20 protein-coding genes are annotated in these 20,726 nt (G+C 61.8%); 6 read left to right on the plus strand and 14 right to left on the minus strand.

What is annotated here, in order from left to right; translation table 11 throughout:
- From kdpA to CWR53_RS14475, 10 genes are all read right to left on the minus strand, one after another.
- A complete protein-coding gene (kdpA, locus tag CWR53_RS14430; RefSeq protein ID WP_100851922.1) occupies positions 1-1,695 on the minus strand; it encodes a potassium-transporting ATPase subunit KdpA in 1,695 nt (564 codons plus the stop codon).
- Positions 1,696-1,705: 10 nt separating this feature from the next.
- Positions 1,706-1,795, minus strand: coding sequence for a K(+)-transporting ATPase subunit F (gene kdpF / locus CWR53_RS14435; RefSeq protein WP_058602683.1), 90 nt, complete (start codon positions 1,793-1,795; stop codon positions 1,706-1,708).
- Between the two features lie 134 nt (positions 1,796-1,929).
- Positions 1,930-2,979 carry an AI-2E family transporter gene (locus CWR53_RS14440; protein ID WP_058602692.1) on the minus strand — a complete coding sequence of 350 codons (1,050 nt, stop codon included), beginning with the start codon at positions 2,977-2,979 and terminating at the stop codon, positions 1,930-1,932.
- A gap of 11 nt (positions 2,980-2,990) precedes the next feature.
- A complete protein-coding gene (locus CWR53_RS14445; RefSeq protein WP_058602682.1) occupies positions 2,991-3,785 on the minus strand; it encodes a DUF4892 domain-containing protein in 795 nt (264 codons plus the stop codon).
- A 109-nt stretch (positions 3,786-3,894) separates the two neighbouring features.
- A complete protein-coding gene (locus CWR53_RS14450) occupies positions 3,895-4,749 on the minus strand; it encodes an alpha/beta hydrolase (protein ID WP_100851923.1) in 855 nt (284 codons plus the stop codon).
- Complete coding sequence (locus CWR53_RS14455) at positions 4,746-5,534, minus strand: alpha/beta fold hydrolase (RefSeq protein WP_058602680.1); 789 nt, start codon at positions 5,532-5,534, stop codon at positions 4,746-4,748. Before CWR53_RS14455 ends, CWR53_RS14450 begins: the two co-directional genes overlap by 4 nt.
- Before the next feature lie 91 nt (positions 5,535-5,625).
- Positions 5,626-6,000 (minus strand): hypothetical protein, encoded by a 375-nt coding sequence (locus tag CWR53_RS14460; RefSeq protein WP_058602691.1) that lies wholly within the window; start codon positions 5,998-6,000, stop codon positions 5,626-5,628.
- Positions 6,001-6,130: 130 nt separating this feature from the next.
- Positions 6,131-6,589 carry a phosphohistidine phosphatase SixA gene (sixA, locus tag CWR53_RS14465; RefSeq protein ID WP_058602679.1) on the minus strand — a complete coding sequence of 153 codons (459 nt, stop codon included), beginning with the start codon at positions 6,587-6,589 and terminating at the stop codon, positions 6,131-6,133.
- The gene (locus CWR53_RS14470; RefSeq protein WP_100851924.1) at positions 6,586-6,933 is read right to left on the minus strand and encodes a DUF4389 domain-containing protein; all 348 of its coding nucleotides are present in this window, start codon (positions 6,931-6,933) and stop codon (positions 6,586-6,588) included. The genes sixA and CWR53_RS14470 overlap by 4 nt, the downstream gene beginning before the upstream one ends.
- A 36-nt stretch (positions 6,934-6,969) precedes the next feature.
- Complete coding sequence (locus CWR53_RS14475) at positions 6,970-7,995, minus strand: NAD(P)H-dependent glycerol-3-phosphate dehydrogenase (protein WP_058602677.1); 1,026 nt, start codon at positions 7,993-7,995, stop codon at positions 6,970-6,972.
- A gap of 201 nt (positions 7,996-8,196) precedes the next feature.
- Here CWR53_RS14475 and CWR53_RS14480 point away from each other — a divergent pair, with 201 nt between their 5' ends.
- The 5 genes from CWR53_RS14480 to fabB all read left to right on the plus strand — a co-directional run bounded on the left by CWR53_RS14480 (position 8,197) and on the right by fabB (position 15,084).
- Positions 8,197-10,311, plus strand: coding sequence for a TonB-dependent siderophore receptor (locus CWR53_RS14480; RefSeq protein WP_100851925.1), 2,115 nt, complete (start codon positions 8,197-8,199; stop codon positions 10,309-10,311).
- A complete protein-coding gene (locus tag CWR53_RS14485) occupies positions 10,311-11,201 on the plus strand; it encodes an ABC transporter substrate-binding protein (RefSeq protein ID WP_100851926.1) in 891 nt (296 codons plus the stop codon). The genes CWR53_RS14480 and CWR53_RS14485 overlap by 1 nt, the downstream gene beginning before the upstream one ends.
- Complete coding sequence (locus CWR53_RS14490; RefSeq protein WP_100851927.1) at positions 11,198-13,129, plus strand: ATP-binding protein; 1,932 nt, start codon at positions 11,198-11,200, stop codon at positions 13,127-13,129. The genes CWR53_RS14485 and CWR53_RS14490 overlap by 4 nt, the downstream gene beginning before the upstream one ends.
- 207 nt (positions 13,130-13,336) lie before the next feature.
- Positions 13,337-13,852, plus strand: coding sequence for a 3-hydroxyacyl-[acyl-carrier-protein] dehydratase FabA (gene fabA / locus CWR53_RS14495; protein ID WP_023533607.1), 516 nt, complete (start codon positions 13,337-13,339; stop codon positions 13,850-13,852).
- Between the two features lie 11 nt (positions 13,853-13,863).
- Positions 13,864-15,084, plus strand: a complete 1,221-nt coding sequence (gene fabB / locus CWR53_RS14500; protein WP_058639738.1) for a beta-ketoacyl-ACP synthase I — start codon at positions 13,864-13,866, stop codon at positions 15,082-15,084.
- 94 nt (positions 15,085-15,178) lie between these two features.
- On the opposite strand, the gene CWR53_RS14505 is transcribed toward fabB, so the two are convergent.
- From CWR53_RS14505 to htpG, 3 genes are all read right to left on the minus strand, one after another.
- A complete protein-coding gene (locus CWR53_RS14505; protein WP_058602672.1) occupies positions 15,179-16,183 on the minus strand; it encodes an amidohydrolase family protein in 1,005 nt (334 codons plus the stop codon).
- A 107-nt stretch (positions 16,184-16,290) separates the two neighbouring features.
- A complete protein-coding gene (locus CWR53_RS14510; protein ID WP_058602671.1) occupies positions 16,291-17,016 on the minus strand; it encodes a dienelactone hydrolase family protein in 726 nt (241 codons plus the stop codon).
- A 65-nt stretch (positions 17,017-17,081) separates the two neighbouring features.
- Positions 17,082-18,986: a molecular chaperone HtpG gene (gene htpG / locus CWR53_RS14515; RefSeq protein ID WP_058602670.1), complete on the minus strand. Its 1,905-nt coding sequence runs from the start codon at positions 18,984-18,986 to the stop codon at positions 17,082-17,084.
- 433 nt (positions 18,987-19,419) lie between these two features.
- On the opposite strand from htpG, the gene CWR53_RS14520 reads away from it, so the two are divergent.
- Positions 19,420-19,695, plus strand: coding sequence for a hypothetical protein (locus tag CWR53_RS14520; protein WP_058602669.1), 276 nt, complete (start codon positions 19,420-19,422; stop codon positions 19,693-19,695).
- 67 nt (positions 19,696-19,762) lie between these two features.
- On the opposite strand, the gene CWR53_RS14525 is transcribed toward CWR53_RS14520, so the two are convergent.
- Positions 19,763-20,512, minus strand: coding sequence for a DUF599 domain-containing protein (locus CWR53_RS14525; RefSeq protein WP_058602668.1), 750 nt, complete (start codon positions 20,510-20,512; stop codon positions 19,763-19,765).
- Positions 20,513-20,726 lie beyond the last annotated feature (214 nt).

A 20,726-nucleotide genomic window follows, 5' to 3' on the forward strand; every position in this document is an offset into this window, starting at 1 on the left:
TCAATAGGCCTGGCTCAAATGGTCGGCAATCGGCCCCAAGGCCAAGGTCGGCAGGAAGGTCAGCCCGCCTACCAGCAGGATGGTCAGCAGCAGCAGGAGGGTGAACAGTGGCCCATGGGTGGGAAAGCTGTTGGGGCCTTGAGGTGCCTGTGGCTTGGCTGCCAGGCTCCCAGCCAGCGCCAGGACAGGCAGGATGTAACCGAAACGGCCGATCAGCATCGCCAGACCGATCATGAGGTTGTGAAACACCGTGTTGGCGCCAAAGCCTGCGAAGGCCGACCCGTTATTGGCGGCCCCGGAGGTATAGGCATAAAGCAACTGGCTGAAGCCATGGGCGCCAGGGTTGCTCACCGCTGCGGCCGGCCCTGGCAGGCTGGCAGCGACGGCGGCCAGTACCAGCACGCCGACCGGCATCACCAGCAAGGTCGCCACCAACAGCTGTACCTCGCGGGCTTGAAGCTTCTTGCCCAGGTACTCCGGCGTGCGGCCGATCATCAGCCCGCACAGGAACACTGCGATCAGCACGAACAGCAACATGCCGTACAGGCCTGCCCCGACGCCGCCGAAGATGACTTCGCCGACCATCATGTTGACCATGGCCACCATGCCGGTCAGTGGGTTGAGGCTGTCGTGCATGGCATTGACCGAACCGTTGGAGGCTGCCGTGGTAGTGACTGTCCACAACACCGAACCCGTGGTACCGAAGCGACTTTCCTTGCCTTCCAGAGGGGCTGCCTGCTCCACCTCGCTGACGTGCAGCGCCGGGTTGGGCTGGTGTTCGGACCACAAAGCCGATGCGCCGCCGACCAGAAACAATGCAAGCATGCAGGCCACAATGGCGCGGCTCTGGCGCAGGTCTTTCACGTAATGGCCGAACATGAACACCAGCGCCACGGGAATCAGGATGATCGCCGACACCTCGAACAGGTTGCTCCACGCTGTCGGGTTTTCAAACGGATGCGCCGAGTTGACGCCGAAGAAGCCACCGCCGTTGGTACCCAGTTGCTTGATCGCAATCTGGCTGGCTGCCGGGCCGAGCGGGATCAGCTGCTCGGCCCCTTGCAATGTCAGGGCATGGGCATAGTCGCTGAAGGTCTGGGGCACGCCCTGCCACACCAACAGCAGCGCCAGTAGCAGGGACAGAGGTAACAGCCCATAAAGCGTGGCCCGGGTCATGTCCACCCAGAAATTGCCCAAGGCCGCACTGCTGCGACGGGCGATACCACGGCACAAGGCTACCAGCACGGCCAGGCCCGTGGCCGCACTGACGAAGTTCTGCACGGTCAGGCCGAGCATCTGGTTCAGGTAGCTGATGGAGGCCTCGCCACTGTAGGCCTGCCAGTTGGTGTTGGTCACGAAGCTGACCGCGGTGTTGAAGGCCAGCGACCACTCAAGGCCGGGTAAGCGCTGCGGATTCAATGGCAGAAGGCCTTGGGCCAACAGCGCGCCGAACAGCAGTAGGAACCCAACCAAATTGAAGGTCAGAAGCGCCAGGGCATAGTGCCGCCAGCCCTGCTGCTGCGATGGGCAGACCCCGGCCACCCGATAACAGGCATTTTCGATCGGTCCCAGTAATGGCGTAAGCCAGGTGCGCCGGCCTTCCATGACATTGAAGTAGAACCTTCCCAGCCAAGGGGCCGGTAGCAGGACAATGGCGAAGAAGGCCATCAGCAAGGCGATATCGTAGGCGTGCATTGGCGTCCCCTTAGCTGCGATCGGCGCGTAGTAGCGCCGTCAGCAGGTACATCGCCATGGCCACCGCGATCAGCAGTGACAACCCTTCGAGCAAGTTCATGAATCAATCCCCGTTGATGCGGCTGCGGCCGCTTTATGGGGATTTTCGGTCAGGCCAGCGTAAAGGCTCGAGATCGTGGGGGCAGGCCTGGCATAAAGAACACGTAAAGAAACATGCTCGACCAGGCGGCAGGCCTAGGCAGTCGGGGTAGGCTGCACGTTGCGGCTCCAGTCCAGCAGCAGGCTGTAGCCGATGGCCAATAACGTCGGGCCGATGAACAGGCCGATGAAGCCGAAGGCAATCAGGCCGCCGAACACGCCGAGCAACACGATCACCAGCGGTAAGTCGCCGCCACGGCTGATCAGGTAGGGCTTGAGCACGTTGTCCACGCCACTGATCACGAAGGTGCCCCAGATACCCATGAAGATCGCCATGCCGTACTCACCCTTCCAGATCAGCCAGCCGGTCACCGGCAGCCAGGCCAGCGGCGGGCCCATGGGGATCAGGCTGAGCATGAAGGTGATCAAACCAAGCACGATGGCACCCGGCACGCCTGCGATGAGAAAGCCGATCAACGCGAGCAGGGCTTGCGCCGCCGCCGTACCGATCACGCCATTGACCACCCGTTGGACCGTGCCGGCCACCAGGTTCAGGTAATACTCGGCGCGCTCGCCGGTCAGCCGGTGCAGCAGCCGAAGCACGAACGCCGAGAGCCGCGGCCCGTCGCGGTAGAAGAAGAACACGAAGACCAGGCTCAGGGTGAGTTCCAGCACGCCACTGCCGATCTGCGCGCTGCGGGCCAGGAGCCAGTTGCCCACCTGCCCCAAGTAGGGTTTGACCGATGCCAGCAGCGCGGCGCCCTGCTGGTCCAGCGACGACCACCAGCTGGCCATGCGTTCGCCTACCAACGGGATGTCGACCAGCCACACAGGCGCATCCGGCAGGCCATCGACCTGCACATCACGCACGAACAAGGTCGCATCACGAATGTGGTCGGCCAGGTTGAAGCCCAGCCAGACCAAGGGCAGCGCCACGATGAGGATCCAGGCGCTGGTCAACAATCCGGCGGCAAGGGTTTCGCGCCCACCCAGCACGCGGGTCAGGAACCGCATCAAGGGCCAGCTGGCGAATGCGAGGATGGCGCCCCACAGCAGCGCCGAAATGAAGGGGGCCATGACCCACAGGCCGGCGCCTAGCAATGCCAGCAAAAGGATCTGGATCAGCAGGCGATCATTGTCAACCATGGTCTTGCCCGTCAACGGATCAGTTCGAGGTGCAGGCCATCGGTGGGCGAATCGCCGAGTTCCAGGCGAGCGCTGCGTACACCGGCCTTTATCAGCGCTTCACGCCAGGCCTCGGCCTGGGCACCGCTCAGGGTGGCGCGCAAGGTGCTGTCCAGGTTGAGGCTGCGTGCAAGCAGGGTTGCCCAGGCCGGCTGCGGCTCGCTCAGATCAGGATAATCGAGCTTGCCGGTGTCACGCATTTCACGCAGCACGGTTGCAGCAGTAGGCAGCAGTTCACCCAACGGGCTGGCGGCGACGAACTCCTCCACATGCAGGTAGGCCCGGCGATTACCACGGGTCACGCTGTAGAGTGCGACCAACGTATCGGCCTGCTCGGCAGAGCGGCGCAGCAGGATGAACGCCTGGCGCTCATCGCCACCATTGAGCCGAGCATTGGCAAAGACATCGTTGGCCCACAGGCTAGCCTCGCCACAGTCGCGGCCCTGGCACCAGAACAACGGGTACCCGCCGTCTTGCTGCAAGGCCTCGCGCGCGCGCGTGAAAGCCTCCCGCGCAGAGCGCTCAACCGGCAGCTCATAGGTGGTGGAACTGACCTGGCCACGGCTCTCTACTTTATCCTCCACTCGCAGGCGGCCGCTGATCTTGCGCAGTGGCCCCAATGGATAGACGCGCTCCTGCTCCACAGCCGGGCGCTGATCGACAACCTTGGCGTCCACTGGCACTGGCAGGCTGCCGGCCCAGAGCGTGGTGCTGGCGAGCAGCGCGCTGACGGCCAACAGGCAACGCAAGGCGGCAGGCGCATTCATAGGCGGCCCACGCGGCGCTCGGCGTCAAGGTGAAGCATGTACATGTCTGGCAATTGCATGGTTGTCTCCCTGATCAACCCGCCAAGCCTCGACACTTGTCCGGTGCAAGTCAAGCAAAGCCAAAGAAGCGATTGAAACAGTCTGCTACAAGCGTTGCGCCCTGCTCATCGTTCAGGTGCAGGTGATGGCCACCGGGCAAGGTCACCTGTTCAAAGGGTAGCTGCTCAAGCAACCCCTCGCGACGCGCCAGCATACCCTGCGCTGCCACCACCAGGCAGCCGGGGCACTTGACGTGCCGCACGTAGGCCATCGCCTGGGCTTGCGTCAGGCGCACCGGCGAGGGCAAGGTCAGGCGACTGTCGCTGCGCCAGCTGTAGCCACCGGCCACGGGCATCAGCCCACGCTGGGCCAGCAGCTCGGCCGCTTCGCGGCTCACCGCGACCATGCCCTTCATGCGTGCCTCCACCCCTTGGTCCTGGGTGCTGTACACCGACTTGCGCTTGGTATCGAGGCGCATTTGTGCGCGCAGCGCCATCCCCAGCCGCTCGGCAGCCTCCTGCTCCTCGCCGGTAGGCGGGATGAGGCCATCGATGAGCGCCAGGTGGCTGACACGCTCGGGCAGTGCGGCGGCCAGTTGCACGCTGATGATGGCGCCAAGTGAATGCCCCAGCAGGGCGAAGCGCTCCCAGCCAAGTTGCTCGGCTGCGCGCACAATGTCGTAGGCGTAGTCGGCCAGCGCATAGCCGGCACCCGGCGGACGATGTTGCGAATGGCCATGACCGGCCATGTCCAAGGCCACGATGCGCAGGCTCCGAAGGCGGGGCGCCAGGCGCGCGAAGCTGTTGGCGTTGTCCAGCCAGCCGTGCAATGCGATCACCGGCAGGCCGTCCTCGGGGCCGAACACGTGGCCGGCCAGCTCGATATGGCCAAGGTTCAAGCGTATGTCTTCGACCTGCACGTTCATGCCTGACCCCACCGATCGAACAGGCCCTTGATCAGGCTGGCGGTATCTTCCGGGTGCTCAAGCGGGAACATGTGGCCACCCGGAACGCTGTGGTATTCCCCCTTCGGCATGCCCCGTACCGCCAAGGCATGATGACGACGCACCACGGTACTGGCCTGACCACGGACCATGGCCAGCGGCAGGTGCAACTGCTGGACAGGCGCAGGGCTCAGGTGGGGTACGTTGCGATAGATGCTGATTTCGGTAGCAGGATCGAAGCGCAGGCACAGCGCGTGCTGATGCTCGTGCAGGCCATGTTCGACGTAGGCATCCAGGCAGTCGGGGTCGAAGTGGCGGAACAGTGATCGGCTGGCGAAATAGGAGCGGGCACTGCGCCGATCTTCGAATTCGGCGCGCCGACCTAGCGTCCGGCCGGCCGGGGTAATGCGGTCGATCAAGCCCAGGTGCTTGGCAGCACGCAGCAGCCACTGGTCTGCGCGGGTCAGCACGGGCGAGTCGAGCATGATCACGCCCCGGTAAAGCTCAGGTCGCCGCAGGGCGGCATGCAAATGCAGAACACCCCCTAGCGAATGTCCCACGCCCCAGACGGGGCCTGGCTGCTGCTCAAGGTGGTACAACAGCTCGTCCACCAGGCTCTGCCAGTTGGCGTCTACCGGAAAACGCGGATCATGGCCGTGCTGGGGCAAGCTCTGCACAGAGTAGTCCGGCGCCAGGGCGGCGAACAACTTACCGTAGGTTGCCGACGGAAACCCATTGGCATGGGCAAAGAATATCGGTTGCGGCATGGTGGGCTTCCGGGCGCAGAGAGTGGCCCATTGTGGTTGTCCACCAAGCCCCAGGCAACGTTCGGAAAGGTCATCGGCAAGGGCGATCAGGTCATGCCGATCGATCAAAGCTACCCAGCGAGCGGCGCAGACACGCCTTGATGAAGGCTTGATGGCTTTCCAGCACCTCGCGCGCCAGACGTTGGTCTTCAGCGTCCAGATCCAATCTGCGCAGCGCCAGGCAGCTGGTTTGTATCAGGTGGGCAACGCGGGTGCAGGCTAGCTGCAAGGCAAGCAGTTCCTGCTCGGCCTGCTGGCGTCGACCTTCCTCAAGCGCCGTGTTCGCCTCGATCTTGCGCATCAGGTGATAGAACTTGGCGTCGGCGACCTCCCGCAGCAAGCTGTGCTGGGCGTGGTCCAGGGCGATGCCTTGCTCGACCTTCTCCGTGGTGGTTTGCAGGTTCAGCGAGCACAACAATTTCCACATTTCGCCCGTCATCGACCCAACCTTATGCATGCTCTTTGTGACTAAGCTAGCAAGTCGCAATCGATTGAAACAACTGACAAAAATGCCAGTTGCCTCCATTGCAAACCTGTATGACGAAGCCACCGGGCAATCAGCAGGACATGTGCAAGGCGCGCAGCGTCATCAATCCCGCCAGGGGCCAATCCCCCTCAAGTTCCGCCAGGCTAGCCGTGCCCATGGCTGCCGGCCGTTGCAGGTGACCGTGTTCGAGCAGCCCGACCAGGTGGCCGACCAACGGTTGGTGGCTGACCAACAGCACGTGATCCAGACCAAGGCGTTCGATCTGGCCGATCGCGTGTTGCACATCACTCTCGGGGGCCAGCCACGGCACCGTGCGTACCGGCTCGCTAAACCCCAGCGCCTCATGGACCAACGCAGCGGTCTGCTGCGCCCGAACATAAGGGCTGGCAATGATCGCCTGCAGTGGCTTGCCTGCCAGGTGTGCGGCGCTGTGCAGAACCTGCTCGCGACCGTGCGCGGTCAAGCGCCGCTCGGCATCGCGGGTGGCTCGCGGCTCGGCTTCACCGTGGCGCAACACCCACAGGTTCACAGCTTGGGCTCTCGGTCAGGTTCAGCAGGCGCAGGCGCGCGCGCCATATGGGGCGCCTCGCCGTCCGCCGGGCGTGGTGCTGGCCAATCGGCAAACGGCCAGGGCTTCTGATCGGTATGGAAGGTGCCGAAACGTCCGATCTGAGCCAGGTACTGGCTCAGGCTATCGCCAACGTCCATCACGCTGGCGCTGGGCGCACCGTAGATCAGTCGATAGATCAACTGGACTACTACCAGGCCGGCCAGCAGCAACTCGGCCAATTGCCAGACCACCAGGAAAACCAGCATCCAGACCACGCGCAGGATCAGGGACTCGCGCTGGGCATGTTCAGGGGTATCGTTCATGTGTCGCTCCTTGCCGTTTGCCAGGGTTATCAGGGTTCAGTTGAAGCCGCTGGTGGAAATGAAATCGACATCGGTCTTCGGCTCGGCGCTCATCAGGTGCTCGATCACCTGATTCAACGTGCGGCCTTCGAACAGGATGGCATGCAGGCCGGCGACCAGGGGCATGTACACCTGCGCCTGCTGGGCCTTGGCCTTGAGTACCTTGAGGGTGTTGACGCCCTCTGCCACTTCCCCCAGCCGACTCACCGCCTCATCCAGGCTCAGCCCCTGGCCGAGCGCGTAGCCCACCTGGTAGTTACGACTCTTGGGTGAGGAGCAGGTGACGATCAGGTCGCCCACGCCGGCCAGGCCCAGGAAGGTCATGGGGTTGGCGCCCTGGCTGACCGCAAAGCGGGTCATCTCGGCCAGTGCGCGGGTAATCAACATGCTCTTGGTGTTCTCGCCCATGCCAAGCGCCACGGCCATGCCAGCGATGATGGCGTAGACGTTCTTCAGGGCGCCACCGAGTTCCACGCCAAAACGGTCGCTGCTGGCATACACGCGGAAGGTCCTGCCATGCAGCACAGCCTGCACCTGTTGGCACAGGCGCTCGTCTTCGCTGGCCACCACAGTGGCAGTCAGGGCGTGCTCGGCAATTTCCCGGGCAAGGTTAGGCCCGGAGAGCACACCTATGCGCGCCTGCGGGGCGATCTCCTCGACGATCTGACTCATCAGCTTGAACGTCTGGGCCTCGATCCCTTTGGTGAGGCTGACCAGTCCTTTGCCACGCAGCAGGTCGGCATGTGGCGCCAATACGCTGCGCAAGGCACTGGAGGGCAAGGCCACGAAAATCAGGTCGCACGCCTGAAGCGTGGCCAGCAGGTCATTGACCGGCTCTACCCCTTCGTGCAGCCCAATGCCCTTGAGGTAGCGCGGGTTCTCGCGATGCTCGCGCATCGCCTGGGCCTGTGCCGGGTCGCGCATCCATTGGCGCACTGGCACACCGTTCTGTGCCAGCAGGTTTGCCACGGCCGTGCCGAAGCTGCCGCCGCCCAGAACTGCAACAGGTTGCTGATCAGTCATATCCAATCCGTTAACACCTAAAATAAATGGCGACCGGCGCATTATACGGGTCACCTACCCGGCGCCAAGGCCGGTCGGGCATTGCTCGCCCAGGCCAGGTGCATGCCCACTGATCGGCCAGCATCAATACCGCCGCAGATCACTGGCAAAACGGCAAAGTTCATTTACCATGCCGGTTTACCCACGATACAAGGCCGCTTTGTGCTCCCTGGCTCGCCTCCCTACCCGCGGCTATTGCTGTTGACCGCCCTGCTCGGTGCACCTGCGCTGGCAGATGACTTGTTCATCGACAACAGCGACCTGCCACAGGTTTTGACTGCAACACGCCTCAAACAATCCCCGGCTGCGGTGCCAGGGAGCATGACCGTGCTCGACGGCGCCCTGATCCGGGCCAGCGGCGCGCGTGACATCCCCGAGCTGCTCAGGCTCGTGCCAGGGATGATGGTGGGCTATTTGGCTGGCAATCAACCGACCGTCAATTACCACGGCAGCAACGTCAACGAAGCGCGCCGCATGCAGGTGCTGATCGACGGCCGCTCGGTGTATCGGGCCGGGCTGGCGACGGTGGACTGGAGCGATATCCCGCTGGCGCTGGAAGACATTGACCGAATCGAGGTGTTCAGAGGGCCGAACACGGTCAGCTATGGCGCCAATGCCCTGATGGCCGTGGTGAACATCCTCACCCGTAATCCTGCCGACAGCCACGGCACGCGCCTGAAAGTCACGCGCGGGCAAAACGGCATCGACGACTTCTATGCCAGCCAAGGCTTTGGCTGGGACAACGGCGATATGCGTCTGTCCATCTCGGGCCTGCAGGATGATGGGTTCGACCATGACCAGTTCGGCCAGCACTACCGTGACAGCCGCCGCGCCACACGTTTGAACCTGAGCGCCAGCCATACCCTGGCACAGGACCAGACACTGGACTGGCAACTGGCCGCCAAAGAAGGCACCAACCAGCGGCCCTATACCTACCAGCCAGTGTTCCCGTTCGTGACCCAGCGCGGCAAGGATGCCGACGTCAAGGCCATGGACTATGCAGGCTCGGTGCGCTGGAACATCGACTTTGCCGCTGAACACAGCCTGTACGTCCAGGGTTCGGCGCAGCACTTCGACCGCCAGCAAGTGTGGCGGGCCTGCGACGCGGCGTTGTCCTTCAGCCCCGAACTCACCCGCCTCTGGCAAATGAACCCCAATTACGCCGAACGGGTAGCCCGCGGCGCGAACAACCCGCCCCCTAGCAGCAACCCTCAGGAGCAGGCCCTGGTCGATGCGATCAAGGAGCAGTGGAACAACCAGGGCGGCAGTGACGTGGTGTGCGGCGATGTCGACCAGAGCACGCGTGAAACCCGCTATGACCTGGAAATCCAGGACACCTACAGCCTGACCGACAGCCTGCGCCTGCTCAGCGGCATGAACTATCGCTATGATCGTGCCGACTCGCAGACCTACTTCAATGGCAGCGTGGACGATCAGACCTGGCGGCTTTTCGGGCAACTGGAGTGGCGAGCCGACGAGCACTGGATCGTGCAGGGCGGCGCCATGTTCGAGGATTCGCGGCTCTCTGGCAGCTCGCTTACCCCACGGTTGGCGGTCAATTACCTGATCACCCCGCGCCATGGCCTGCGCGCCGTCTATTCCGAGGCGGTACGTTCGCCTGACATGTTCGAAAACAACGTCAACTGGAGCTACACCGTAAAGAACCTGATGCCCTACGCCTTTGGCCAGCAGCATGGCGAATACTTCGTCAAGACCCGCGGCCCTGGTGACCTGGAGCAGGAGCACATGCGCTCGCGTGAGCTGGGCTACAACGGCTACTTCAGCGACCTGGACCTGAGCATGGACTTGAAGGTGTTCTTTGATGAGATCACCGGCATGATCAGCGAACCGCTCAAGAACAACCAGTACATCGCCAGCAATGCGAACCGCGCGCGCTTCAGCGGCAGCGAGGCCCAATTCGATTGGCGCCCGACCCTGCGCGACCGGCTGCGCTTGACCTTCGCCCATGTCGACGCCTGGGCCAGCAATCCTGCCGACCGCAACCTCAGCGCCAGCAACAGCGGCTCAGTCGGCTGGATGAGGGACTGGGGCCACGGCTGGTCCAGTGGTGCTTTCTATTATGGAGACGATGCCCTCAATCAGTACCGCTACGAACGCCTGGACCTGCGCGTGGCCAAGCGTTGGCGCGTGTACGAGAGCAACCTGGAACTGGCAGCCCTGTGGCAGCAACGCCTGGATGATGAGCCCACCACGGCCGTGCAGAACCGCTACGACAGCCGGCATCGGCTGAGCCTGAGCGCGGAGCTGGAGTTCTGATGGTTCGGTTGCTGCGCCTGTTGGTGCTATGGCTGTGGCCATTGGGGCAGTTGTCCGCTAGCGAAATCCTTTTGGTCGGCGCCCAGGACCAGCCGGGCATCCGCAGCTTCATCGCTGCCCTGGAAAGTCGACGCCCCAATGACCACGTGCATTTCCAGGCTGCCAGCGAGCTGCCTGCGCCGGGCCGGCTTAACCTGGACCTGCGCCTGGTGTTGCTGGACGATGAGGCATTGCAATGGCGCCTGTCGCAAACCGCCGGGCCACCGGCACTGGCCATGAGGGTCAGCCGGGTGCAGGTGGAACAGCGCCTGGGAAAGTCACGCCCCGGGTTTCTCACCTTGCTGTGGAGCGACCCGCCGCTGGATCGGCAACTGCGCCTGACCCGCTACCTGTTGCCGCAAGCCAGGCGCATCGGGGTGCTGTACGGTGAACACAGTGGGTTTCTGCTGGATGAGCTGCGCCGTGCCGCGCAACCGCTTGGCCTGGAGATCGTGGCACATGCGTGGCCCGACCCGCGTGACAGCCGCCCCTTGCAATACCTTCTGGGCAGCAGTGACGTGCTGCTCGGGCTCGATGATCCGGACCTGTACAATTCCAAGACAGCAAAAAACCTGTTGCTCAGCAGTTACGGCCGTCAAATGGCCTTGATCGGACCCAATGCCGGGTTCGTTCGAGCCGGCGCACTGGCCAGCACCTACAGCGACCAGCAAGATTGGCTGAGCGTGCTCGACAGCTTGCTCGGGCAATCGCCTGCGCGCTGGCCCCGCAGCCTCTACCCAGCTCATTTCGGGGTCAGCGGCAATCAGCAGGTGGCACGGGCGCTGGGCCTGGAGCCCATTGATCCCGACGCCGCCGCCCAAGCCCTGGCTGCTGGAGAGCGCACCCCATGACCAAGGGCCTGAACTGGGACATTCATACGCGCACACAGATCATCAGCCTAGGCCCGGCGCTGCTGCTGACGCTGCTTTTGATCAGCTTCTTCACGTTCGTGCGCATCCAGGATTTGCGTCAGGAGCTCAACCACACCGGCCAATTGATTGCCAACCAGCTTGCGCCCGCGTCCGAATACGGGGTCATCTCAGGCAACAACGAAGTGCTAGAAGGCCTGATGCGCGCCACCCTGAGCATTCCCCACGTGCGTTTTCTGGAGGTGCAGGACAGCCGCAACCATATTTTGGTGTACGTCGAGCAGTCTGACGAAAGCACCAACCGCGCCCAGCAGGTGGAGGTGTTTCAGGCGCCGATTCGTCTGCAGCAGATTCGACTCGAAAGCGATTTCCTTCAGGAAGGCCTGGCGGCTGCCCCGGCCATCGGCGATGACTACCTGGGCCGGGTCATCGTCGGCATGTCGGACGATGCGTTCAGCCAGCGTCAGCAGGAGATCGTGATCAAGGCCGCCGTGCTGGCGTTGTTCGCACTGCTCTTCACCTTCCTGCTGGCTCGCCGCCTGGCCCTGAGCCTGGCCAAGCCCATCAGCGACATGGGCCATGCCGTCAAGGCCATCCAGCAGGGTCACTACGATACGCCCGTTCCGGTGGTGGACGACAGCGAGCTAGGGCATCTGGCCCGGCACATCAATAACCTGGCCCACGCGCTCGAGCAGGCCAGTACCGAGCAGAAGAAAGCCATTGCCCAGCTGATCCAGGCACGCGAAGAGGCCGAGCAGGCCAACCGCGCCAAGTCCGATTTCCTGGCCATGATGAGCCACGAGCTGCGCACACCGCTCAACGGTGTACTGGGCATGCTGCAATTGCTCGAAACCACCTCGATGAGCAGCGAGCAGGCCGACTACACCGCAGTGGCGAGCGAGTCGACGGGGCATCTGCTGCGGGTCATCAATGACATCCTCGATTTCTCGCGGATTGAACGGGCGGCCTTGCAGCTCGAGCACATCGATTTCAACCTCGGCGAGCTCATCACCCACTGCGTCCAGTCATTCCAGCATGCAGCGCAGCAACAAGGGCTGGCGCTGGACTTGAGCCTGGCCGAGAACACCGCCCAGTTGCAGGTGAACGGCGACCCTACCCGGATCCGGCAGATTCTCCTGAACCTGATCGGTAATGCCCTGAAGTTCACCGAACAGGGGCAGGTGCGGGTCGAGGCCCGTTGGCAGGTGATGGATGAGCAGCGCATCTGGCTGACATGCAGCGTGCAGGACACGGGCATTGGCATCGACAATGATCGACTGGAAATGATGTTCGTCGCTTTCCAGCAGGCCGACAGCTCGATTTCCCGTCGCTACGGCGGCACCGGCTTGGGCCTGTCCATCGCGCGCACCCTGGCCGAACGCATGGGTGGGCACCTGCATGGCCAGAGCCTCGAAGGCCATGGCTCGACCTTTACGCTGGAGATGCCCCTGGCATTGCCAACATCGACGCGCCAGACCCGCCGCGTTGCGCCGCCCGGCCAGCTTGCCTGGACCGAACCCACCAGGGTATTGCTGGTCGAAGACAATGCCGTCAACCAGAGCGTCACCGAGGCCATGTTGCGCAGCCTGGGCGTTGAGGTGAGCACGGCCGATGACGGCCAGCAGGCCGTGGAGCAGGTCAGGCTGCAGCGTTTCGCCGCCGTTTTCATGGACTGTGGCCTGCCCTACATGGACGGTTACGAGGCCACGCGCCAACTGCGCCTGCTGACAAACGGCGCGCACGTACCGATCATCGCCCTGACCGCCAATGCGCTGCAGGGTGACCGCGAACGGTGCCTTGCCGCAGGAATGGATGACTACCTGAGCAAACCCCTGCGCCGCAGTGAATTGCAGCAGGTGCTGGCGCGCTGGCTGCCAGGACAGGCAACCGCGACTGGCGATAAATGCTAAAGTGCGGCAGTCTTAAACACTGGACAGGACTCCTTTCGGACCTGAAAATAGACGTTTCAGTGCACACCTGTACTTCTTTCGACAGGTGCGCTGTGACTTTCACTACAACGCAATAGTCTACCTGTAGGCTGCCGCCCCGCTCGCGATGCGTGACGGGCCGGCCGGGAAGATTCATCCCCTGCCGCAGGGGGTTATTGAGGAGCTCGCATGACCAAACAACACGCCTTTACTCGGGAAGACCTGCTGCGCTGCAGTCGCGGTGAGCTGTTCGGCCCAGGTAATGCGCAACTGCCCGCGCCGAACATGCTGATGGTCGATCGCATCACCCACATCAGTGAAGAAGGCGGCAAGTACGGCAAAGGTGAATTGGTCGCCGAGCTGGACATCAATCCTGATCTTTGGTTTTTTGCCTGCCATTTCGAAGGCGACCCCGTGATGCCAGGGTGCCTGGGCCTCGATGCCATGTGGCAGCTGGTCGGCTTTTTCCTGGGCTGGCAAGGCCTGCCGGGCCGCGGTCGTGCACTGGGTTCCGGTGAAGTGAAGTTCTTCGGTCAGGTGCTGCCCACCGCCAAGAACGTCACCTACAACATTCACATCAAGCGCGTGCTCAAAGGCAAGCTGAACATGGCCATCGCCGATGGTTCGGTCAGTGTCGATGGCCGCGAGATCTACACCGCCGAAGGCCTGCGGGTCGGCGTGTTCACCTCCACTGACAACTTCTAAGGGTTATTCGCATGCGCCGCGTCGTTATCACTGGTCTGGGCATCGTGTCGTGCCTGGGCAATGACAAAGCTACCGTCACCGAAAACCTGCGCAACAGCCGTCCGGGTATTCGTTACAACCCGGAATACAAGGAAATGGGGCTGCGTAGCCAGGTTTCCGGCTCCATCGACCTCAATCTCGAAGAACTGATCGACCGCAAGGTCTTCCGTTTCGTCGGGCATGCGGCTGCCTACGCCTATCTGGCGATGCAGGACGCCATCAAGGACTCGGGCCTGACCGAAGAGCAGGTCTCCAGCCCACGTACCGGCCTGGTTGCCGGCTCCGGTGGTGCATCGACCCTGAACCAGATGGAAGCGCTGGATACCCTGCGCGAAAAAGGCGTCAAGCGTGTAGGCCCCTACCGGGTAACCCGCACCATGGGCAGCACCGTTTCGGCGTGCCTGGCGACGCCGTTCAAGATCAAGGGCATCAACTACTCAATCTCTTCTGCATGCGCTACATCGGCCCACTGCATTGGTACTGCACTGGAGCAGATCCAGTGGGGCAAGCAGGACATCGTGTTCGCCGGCGGCGGTGAAGAAGAGCACTGGAGCCAGTCGTTCCTGTTCGATGCCATGGGCGCCCTGTCGACCAAGCGCAACGAAACCCCGGAACTGGCCTCGCGTGCCTATGACGCAGACCGCGATGGCTTCGTCATCGCCGGTGGCGGTGGCATGGTGGTGGTCGAAGAGCTGGAACATGCGCTGGCCCGTGGCGCCAAGATTTACGCCGAGATCGTCGGCTATGGCGCCACCTCCGACGGCTATGACATGGTCGCGCCAAGCGGCGAAGGCGCCATCCGCTGCATGCAGCAGGCGCTGTCGACCGTCGATACCCCGATCGACTACCTGAACACCCACGGCACCTCTACCCCAGTGGGCGACGTTGCCGAAATGAAGGGCGTTCGTGAAGTGTTCGGCGAAAATGCACCGAAGATCAGCTCGACCAAGAGCTTGTCCGGTCACTCCCTGGGGGCTGCCGGTGTACACGAGGCGATCTACTGCCTGCTGATGATGGAGAACAACTTCATCGCCGGCTCGGCCAACATCGACGAACTGGACCCGGCGGTCGCTGACTTGCCGATCCTGCGCAAGACCGAAGAAAATGCCAAGATCGATACGGTCATGAGCAACAGCTTCGGCTTCGGCGGCACCAACGCCACCCTGGTGCTCAAGCGCTGGGAAGGCAAGTGATTCGCTGACGCGCCAATAGAAAACGCCCCGACTGGTTCGGGGCGTTTTCATTTACGTTGTAAAAAAGATCCCGTTGGGCACGACGTGACCTGTGTCATTTCCCCTTGGGCAGTACAGCCAGGAAGTTGTCCTTGGCCACGCGCCTGGCCACGTCCTCGGGCAAGGCATCCAGAAATGACCTGAAACTGTCCATCTCCTCCCCCAGGCTATCGAAGCGGCCGACCACATCCGAGCCCAGCATGAACCGCGTCGGATACCGCTTTACCAGCGCCAGCCAGGCTTCGCGTGGGACGCCTTGCTCATCGAGCAGGTAGGGCTTGAGCACACTCCACGACAGGTCCACGTACAGGTTCGGGTAATCCTCGAGCAATCGCGTCAGCACGGGCAGCAGAAAATCCATCTGTGTCTGGTGCCGGTGAATTTCCATGCTGCTGCCAGCGTGTGCCCAGATGAAGCGCGTATGCGGATGATTGCGCAGGGGCTCTTCGATCTCGGCCAGGTACAAAGGGTTACGCTCGCGCTTGGAGGTGATATTGGAATGCAACAGCACCGGCAGGTCGCGCTCGGCGGCCAGGTGATAGACCCGGGTCATGGCTTCGTTGTTGGCACGCGGGGTTTCACCGCTGGTCAACGCCGTCAGGTCATCGTGACGGGTGAATACCTCGCCGATACCCTGCCAGAGGCCTGGATAAAGGTCGAGCATGCGCTCGATATGGCTCACGGCATTCTTGTCGACTGGATTGAAGCCGGTCAGGAAGGGGTGGAATCGCTTGCGCTGTTCGCCCGACAACTGCTGCAGCGCCGCTGCCACATAAGTGTCGGTGGCACTGTACCAATAGGCGTCGGCATCGTCGCCGGCGTAATAGCGGGGGCGCTTGGGCTCGTCTTCATGCCATTTCTTGGCAACGGGGATGCCGGAGATCATCGACTGATCGATGCCTGCAGCGTCCATGGCCCTGAGCAGCGCCGGCATACCTTCGGATTCCTGGAAGAAATCCACGTAATGCAGGTGCGCATCGCTGTAGCGGTATTCACGGGCCTCGGCACCTGGGCCAAGCCAGGCGGTCAACGCTACGCAGGCCAGTGCTCTGGCGATCATGGTTGGCTTCCTTGTAAGGGGCAAACCTACTAGACCTGCAAGGGCATCGTGCGGTTCGCCAGCCCCGCCATCAACGCAGCGCTGGCATCGCTCCAATCACGTGTGCGCTAGCGCTGGAATACTTCGGCCAGCAGGTTGTGCATCGCGCGGAAGGCCCGCTCGGACGTGCGCCGGTCGTACTGCGTCTTGCCAGGCACATTGGCATCCGGGTCAGTGAACGAATGCACCGCGCCGCCATAGCTCACCAGTTGCCAATCGACTTTGGCGGCGTTCATTTCGTCTTCGAACGCCGGGAGCTGCTCTTGGGGCACCAAGGGGTCGGATGCGCCATGCAGCACCAGGACCGAGCCCTTGATGCGTTTGGCATCCTCAGGGTCAGGCGTGTCCAGTGTGCCGTGGAAGGAGATCGCTGCACGCAGATCAGCCCCCGCACGCGCCAGTTCGAGCGCACAGCACCCCCCGAAGCAGAACCCGAAGGTCGCCACCTTGCCGGGGCTCAGTGGAGCCTTGGACTGGCCCAGCAACTGCGCAAGGGCGCCTTCCATGCGCCTGCGCAACTCGCCGCGGTCGTTTTTGAGCGGCATCATTGCAGCGCCCGCCTCATCGGCATTCGCCGGGCGAACGGTCTGACCATAGAGATCGACGAGCAGCACCACATAACCTTGCGCTGCCACTTCCTTGGCAATGCGCTCGGCCCCTTCTGTCACGCCCATCCAGTTGGGCGCCATCACCAGGCCAGGCCGACCCAGGGCGCCGGGCTCATAGGCCAAACGGCTCTCGAAGGTCTTGCCGGACAGGTGGTGGACCAGTGATTCGACGACTACTTTGCTCATGCTGTACTCCTTAAGGCTGCCCCATGAAAAAAGCCCGCCGAAGCGGGCTTTAGCCAGACGTCAATTCAAGCAGACAACTCGACCAACAGCTTGTTCAAGCGCCGCACATAGGCTGCGGGGTCTTTCAGACTGTCACCGGCTGCCAGCGCGGCCTGGTCGAACAGAATGTGCGACAGCTCGGCAAAGCGGTCCTCGCTCTGTTCGTGATCGAGCTTCTCGATCAGCGGGTGAGTCGGGTTGAACTCGAAGATAGGCTTGGAATCGGGCACTTTCTGGCCGCTGGCTTCCAGAATCTGGCGCATCTGCAGCCCCAGGTCCTGCTCGCCGATGGCCAGAATGGCTGGCGAATCCGTCAGGCGATGGGAGACGCGGACCTCGGCGACGTTTTCGCCCAATGCGCTTTTCAGGCGCTCTACCAGGCCTTCCTTATCCTTGGCGACTTCTTCCTGGGCCTTTTTGTCTTCTTCGGTATCCAGTTTGCCCAGGTCCAGATCGCCACGGGCCACATCCACGAACGCCTTGCCGTCGAATTCGTTCAGGTAGCTCATCAGCCACTCGTCGATGCGATCGGTCAGCAGCAACACTTCGATGCCTTTCTTGCGGAAGACTTCGAGGTGCGGGCTGTTCTTGACCTGCGCGTAGGATTCGCCGGTGAGGTAGTAGATCTTGTCCTGCCCTTCCTTGGCGCGGGCCAGGTAGTCGGCCAGCGACACGCTCTGCTCGCCGCTTTCGTCGTGGGTAGACGCGAAGCGCAACAGGCCAGCGATCTTTTCCTTGTTGGCAAAGTCTTCGGCCGGGCCCTCTTTCAACACCTGACCGAAGTTCTTCCAGAAGCTCTTGTACTGCTCTGGCTCGTTCTTGGACAGTTTTTCGAGCATGTCCAGCACGCGCTTGGTCAACGCGGTCTTCATCGAATCGATGATCGGGTCTTTCTGCAGGATTTCCCGCGACACGTTCAGCGACAAGTCGTTGGAGTCCACGACACCCTTGATGAAGCGCAGGTAGAGCGGCAGGAACGACTCGGCCTGATCCATGATGAACACGCGCTGAACGTACAGCTTCAAGCCACGCGGCGCCTCACGCTGGTACAGGTCGAACGGGGCGCGGGCAGGCACATACAGCAGCGAGTTGTATTCAAGCTTGCCTTCGACCTTGTTATGGCTCCAGGCCAACGGGTTTTCGAAGTCATGGCCGATGTGCTTGTAGAACTCCTGATATTCCTCGTCCTTGATCTCGGTACGCGGACGGGTCCACAGGGCGCTTGCACGGTTGACGGTTTCCCACTCTTGGGCTGGCTGCTCTTCGCCTTCGGCTGCTGTCTGTTCCTTGGGCAACTGAATTGGCAGGGCAATGTGATCGGAGTACTTCTTGACCACGTTGCGCAGGCGCCAGCCATCGGCGAATTCCAGCTCGTCCTTTTTCAAGTGCAGAACAATGCGGGTACCGCGCTCAGGCTTGTCGATGGTCGCGACTTCAAACTCGCCCTCGCCCTTGGACGACCAGTGCACGCCTTCGCTGGCGGGCTGGCCCGCGCGACGGCTGTAGACATCGACCTGGTCAGCCACGATGAATGCCGAGTAGAAGCCCACGCCAAACTGACCGATCAGGTGCGAGTCTTTCTTCTGATCGCCGGTGAGGTTCTTCATGAAGTCGGCAGTGCCAGATTTGGCAATGGTACCCAGGTGAGCGATGACGTCGTCGCGGCTCATGCCGATGCCGTTGTCCTCGAGGGTGACCGTACCGGCCTCCTTGTCGAAGCTCAGGCGAATCTTCAGGTCCGCATCGCCTTCGAGCAGTTCGGGCTTTGCCAGCGCCTCGAAACGCAGCTTATCGGAGGCGTCGGAGGCGTTGGAGATCAGTTCGCGCAGGAAGATCTCCTTGTTCGAGTACAAGGAATGGATCATGAGGTGCAGCAGTTGCTTTACCTCGGTCTGGAAGCCCAGCGTTTCTTTTTGAGTCTCCACGCTCATGTTCTTCAAACTCCGATCAGATGACAGTGGTCGCCAAGCGGCATGGATGGCTGCGTTGGCGGCGGATGTCATGCAGATGGGGGCTGCCGAATTGATTTCAAGGGCTTGCCCGATTCGATCTTCAAATCCGAGCGGGTCGTGGCGAGCTGCTTAGCCGCCCTGCTTGCCGCAGGCGGTGTATCGTTGCCAGGTTCAGACGGGTGCCGCTACTAACGCAACGAAGAGACGTGCATGTGCGTACCTGCCGTGCACTGCCATACCGGCTGAGTTGCAGTTGCCCGCGGCCGTTAACCCGCCTTAGTGCGAAACACTCGCCATGGCCGGAAGTTCAGTTTCAAGATATTTAATATCTGCGTAATGACGGTGGAACTAATCCAGCAGGGTCCGACTCGAAGCATCAAGTCAACTTATTCCACCAAGGAGAGACACCCTCATGCGTAAACCATTTGCTTTTGCTCTGATGCTGGCTGCTGCCATGGGCCTGGCTGCTTGCGATAAAGCGAGCGAAGACAAAGCCCAGGACGCACAAGAACACCGTGAAGAAGCCCAGGAGAAGATGGGTGACGCACAGGACAAGATGAACGAAGCCGCCAAGGAAAACGCCGAAGCTGCCCAAGACCAGGCCGAAGCCAATCGCAAGGCTGCCGAAGAGGCTGCCCCAGCCACGCCAGCGACCACCACTACTCCGGCCGATCCTGCCAAGCAGTAATCGAACCGAACAAAAAAACCCGACATTGTCGGGTTTTTTTATGCCTGTCATTCGTGGACTAATCGTTTCAGTTAGGCAACGTGGACTGTGGGGCGTGCAACTCGCCTGTCGAACTTTCGGTGGGGGTGAACACCATGACGTCAAGCACGTCTGAATGGAACTCACGGCGATAAAGGATCAGCACAACCCCTACACTTACCGCCATGAACAACCAGGGGTTGATAAACCAGCTCAACATGGCCATGCCGAAGTAATAAGCGCGCAGCCCGAAGTTGAATTGGTTGGCCGCCAATGACAGCACCCTGGCCGCTCTCAAGGCAAAGGCCTTGCGCTCTAGTTCGCTTACCTGACGCTCGCCGATCATGGGCGCCGAGCCCACCAGTACGGCAGCGAAGTTGTATTGACGCATGCACCAGCTGAACGTGAAGAAGGCATACACGAACACCGTGGCCAGACACAGCAACTTGATCTCCGACATGCCCTGGGATGCCTGCTGCACCAGCGGCAGATCCGCCAGCAACGATAGCGCGCGGTCGGAAGCCCCCAGCACAGTCAAAATACCCGCCAGAATGATCAGGGTGCTGGAGGCGAAAAAGGAGGCGTTGCGTTCCAGGTTGCCGATGACGCTGGCATCGGCAATGCGGTTGTCACGCAGCAGCATCCTGCGCATCCAGTCTTCACGGTACAAATGCAACACGCTGGCCAAGCATGCGGTGTCCCGCCCCTTCCAGATGGCATAGCGCGTATAGCCGCCCCAGCACAGCACGAACCAGCATGCCGCTATAAGGTTATTGAGGTTGCTCAGGATGAAGTTCATGCAGAGATCCGTAGGTGCCATGTGCCGAAAGCATAAAGACCGTCTTTCGACGCTGGCAACCCGCAAAAGGCACGCGAACTCCAGCGAATAATTTCCAGGGCGGCTCGCTTGGACCGTTTGGCAGGGTGCATACGAACAAAAGCCCCGCATCCTTGCGAATGCGGGGCTTGCAGTGCCAAGCAGTGGGTCCAGCATCTCGTGGCTTGTGGCCGAT

The sequence above is a fragment of the Pseudomonas sp. SGAir0191 genome, from assembly GCF_002812565.2.
Classification (GTDB): Bacteria; Pseudomonadota; Gammaproteobacteria; order Pseudomonadales; family Pseudomonadaceae; genus Aquipseudomonas; species Aquipseudomonas parafulva_B.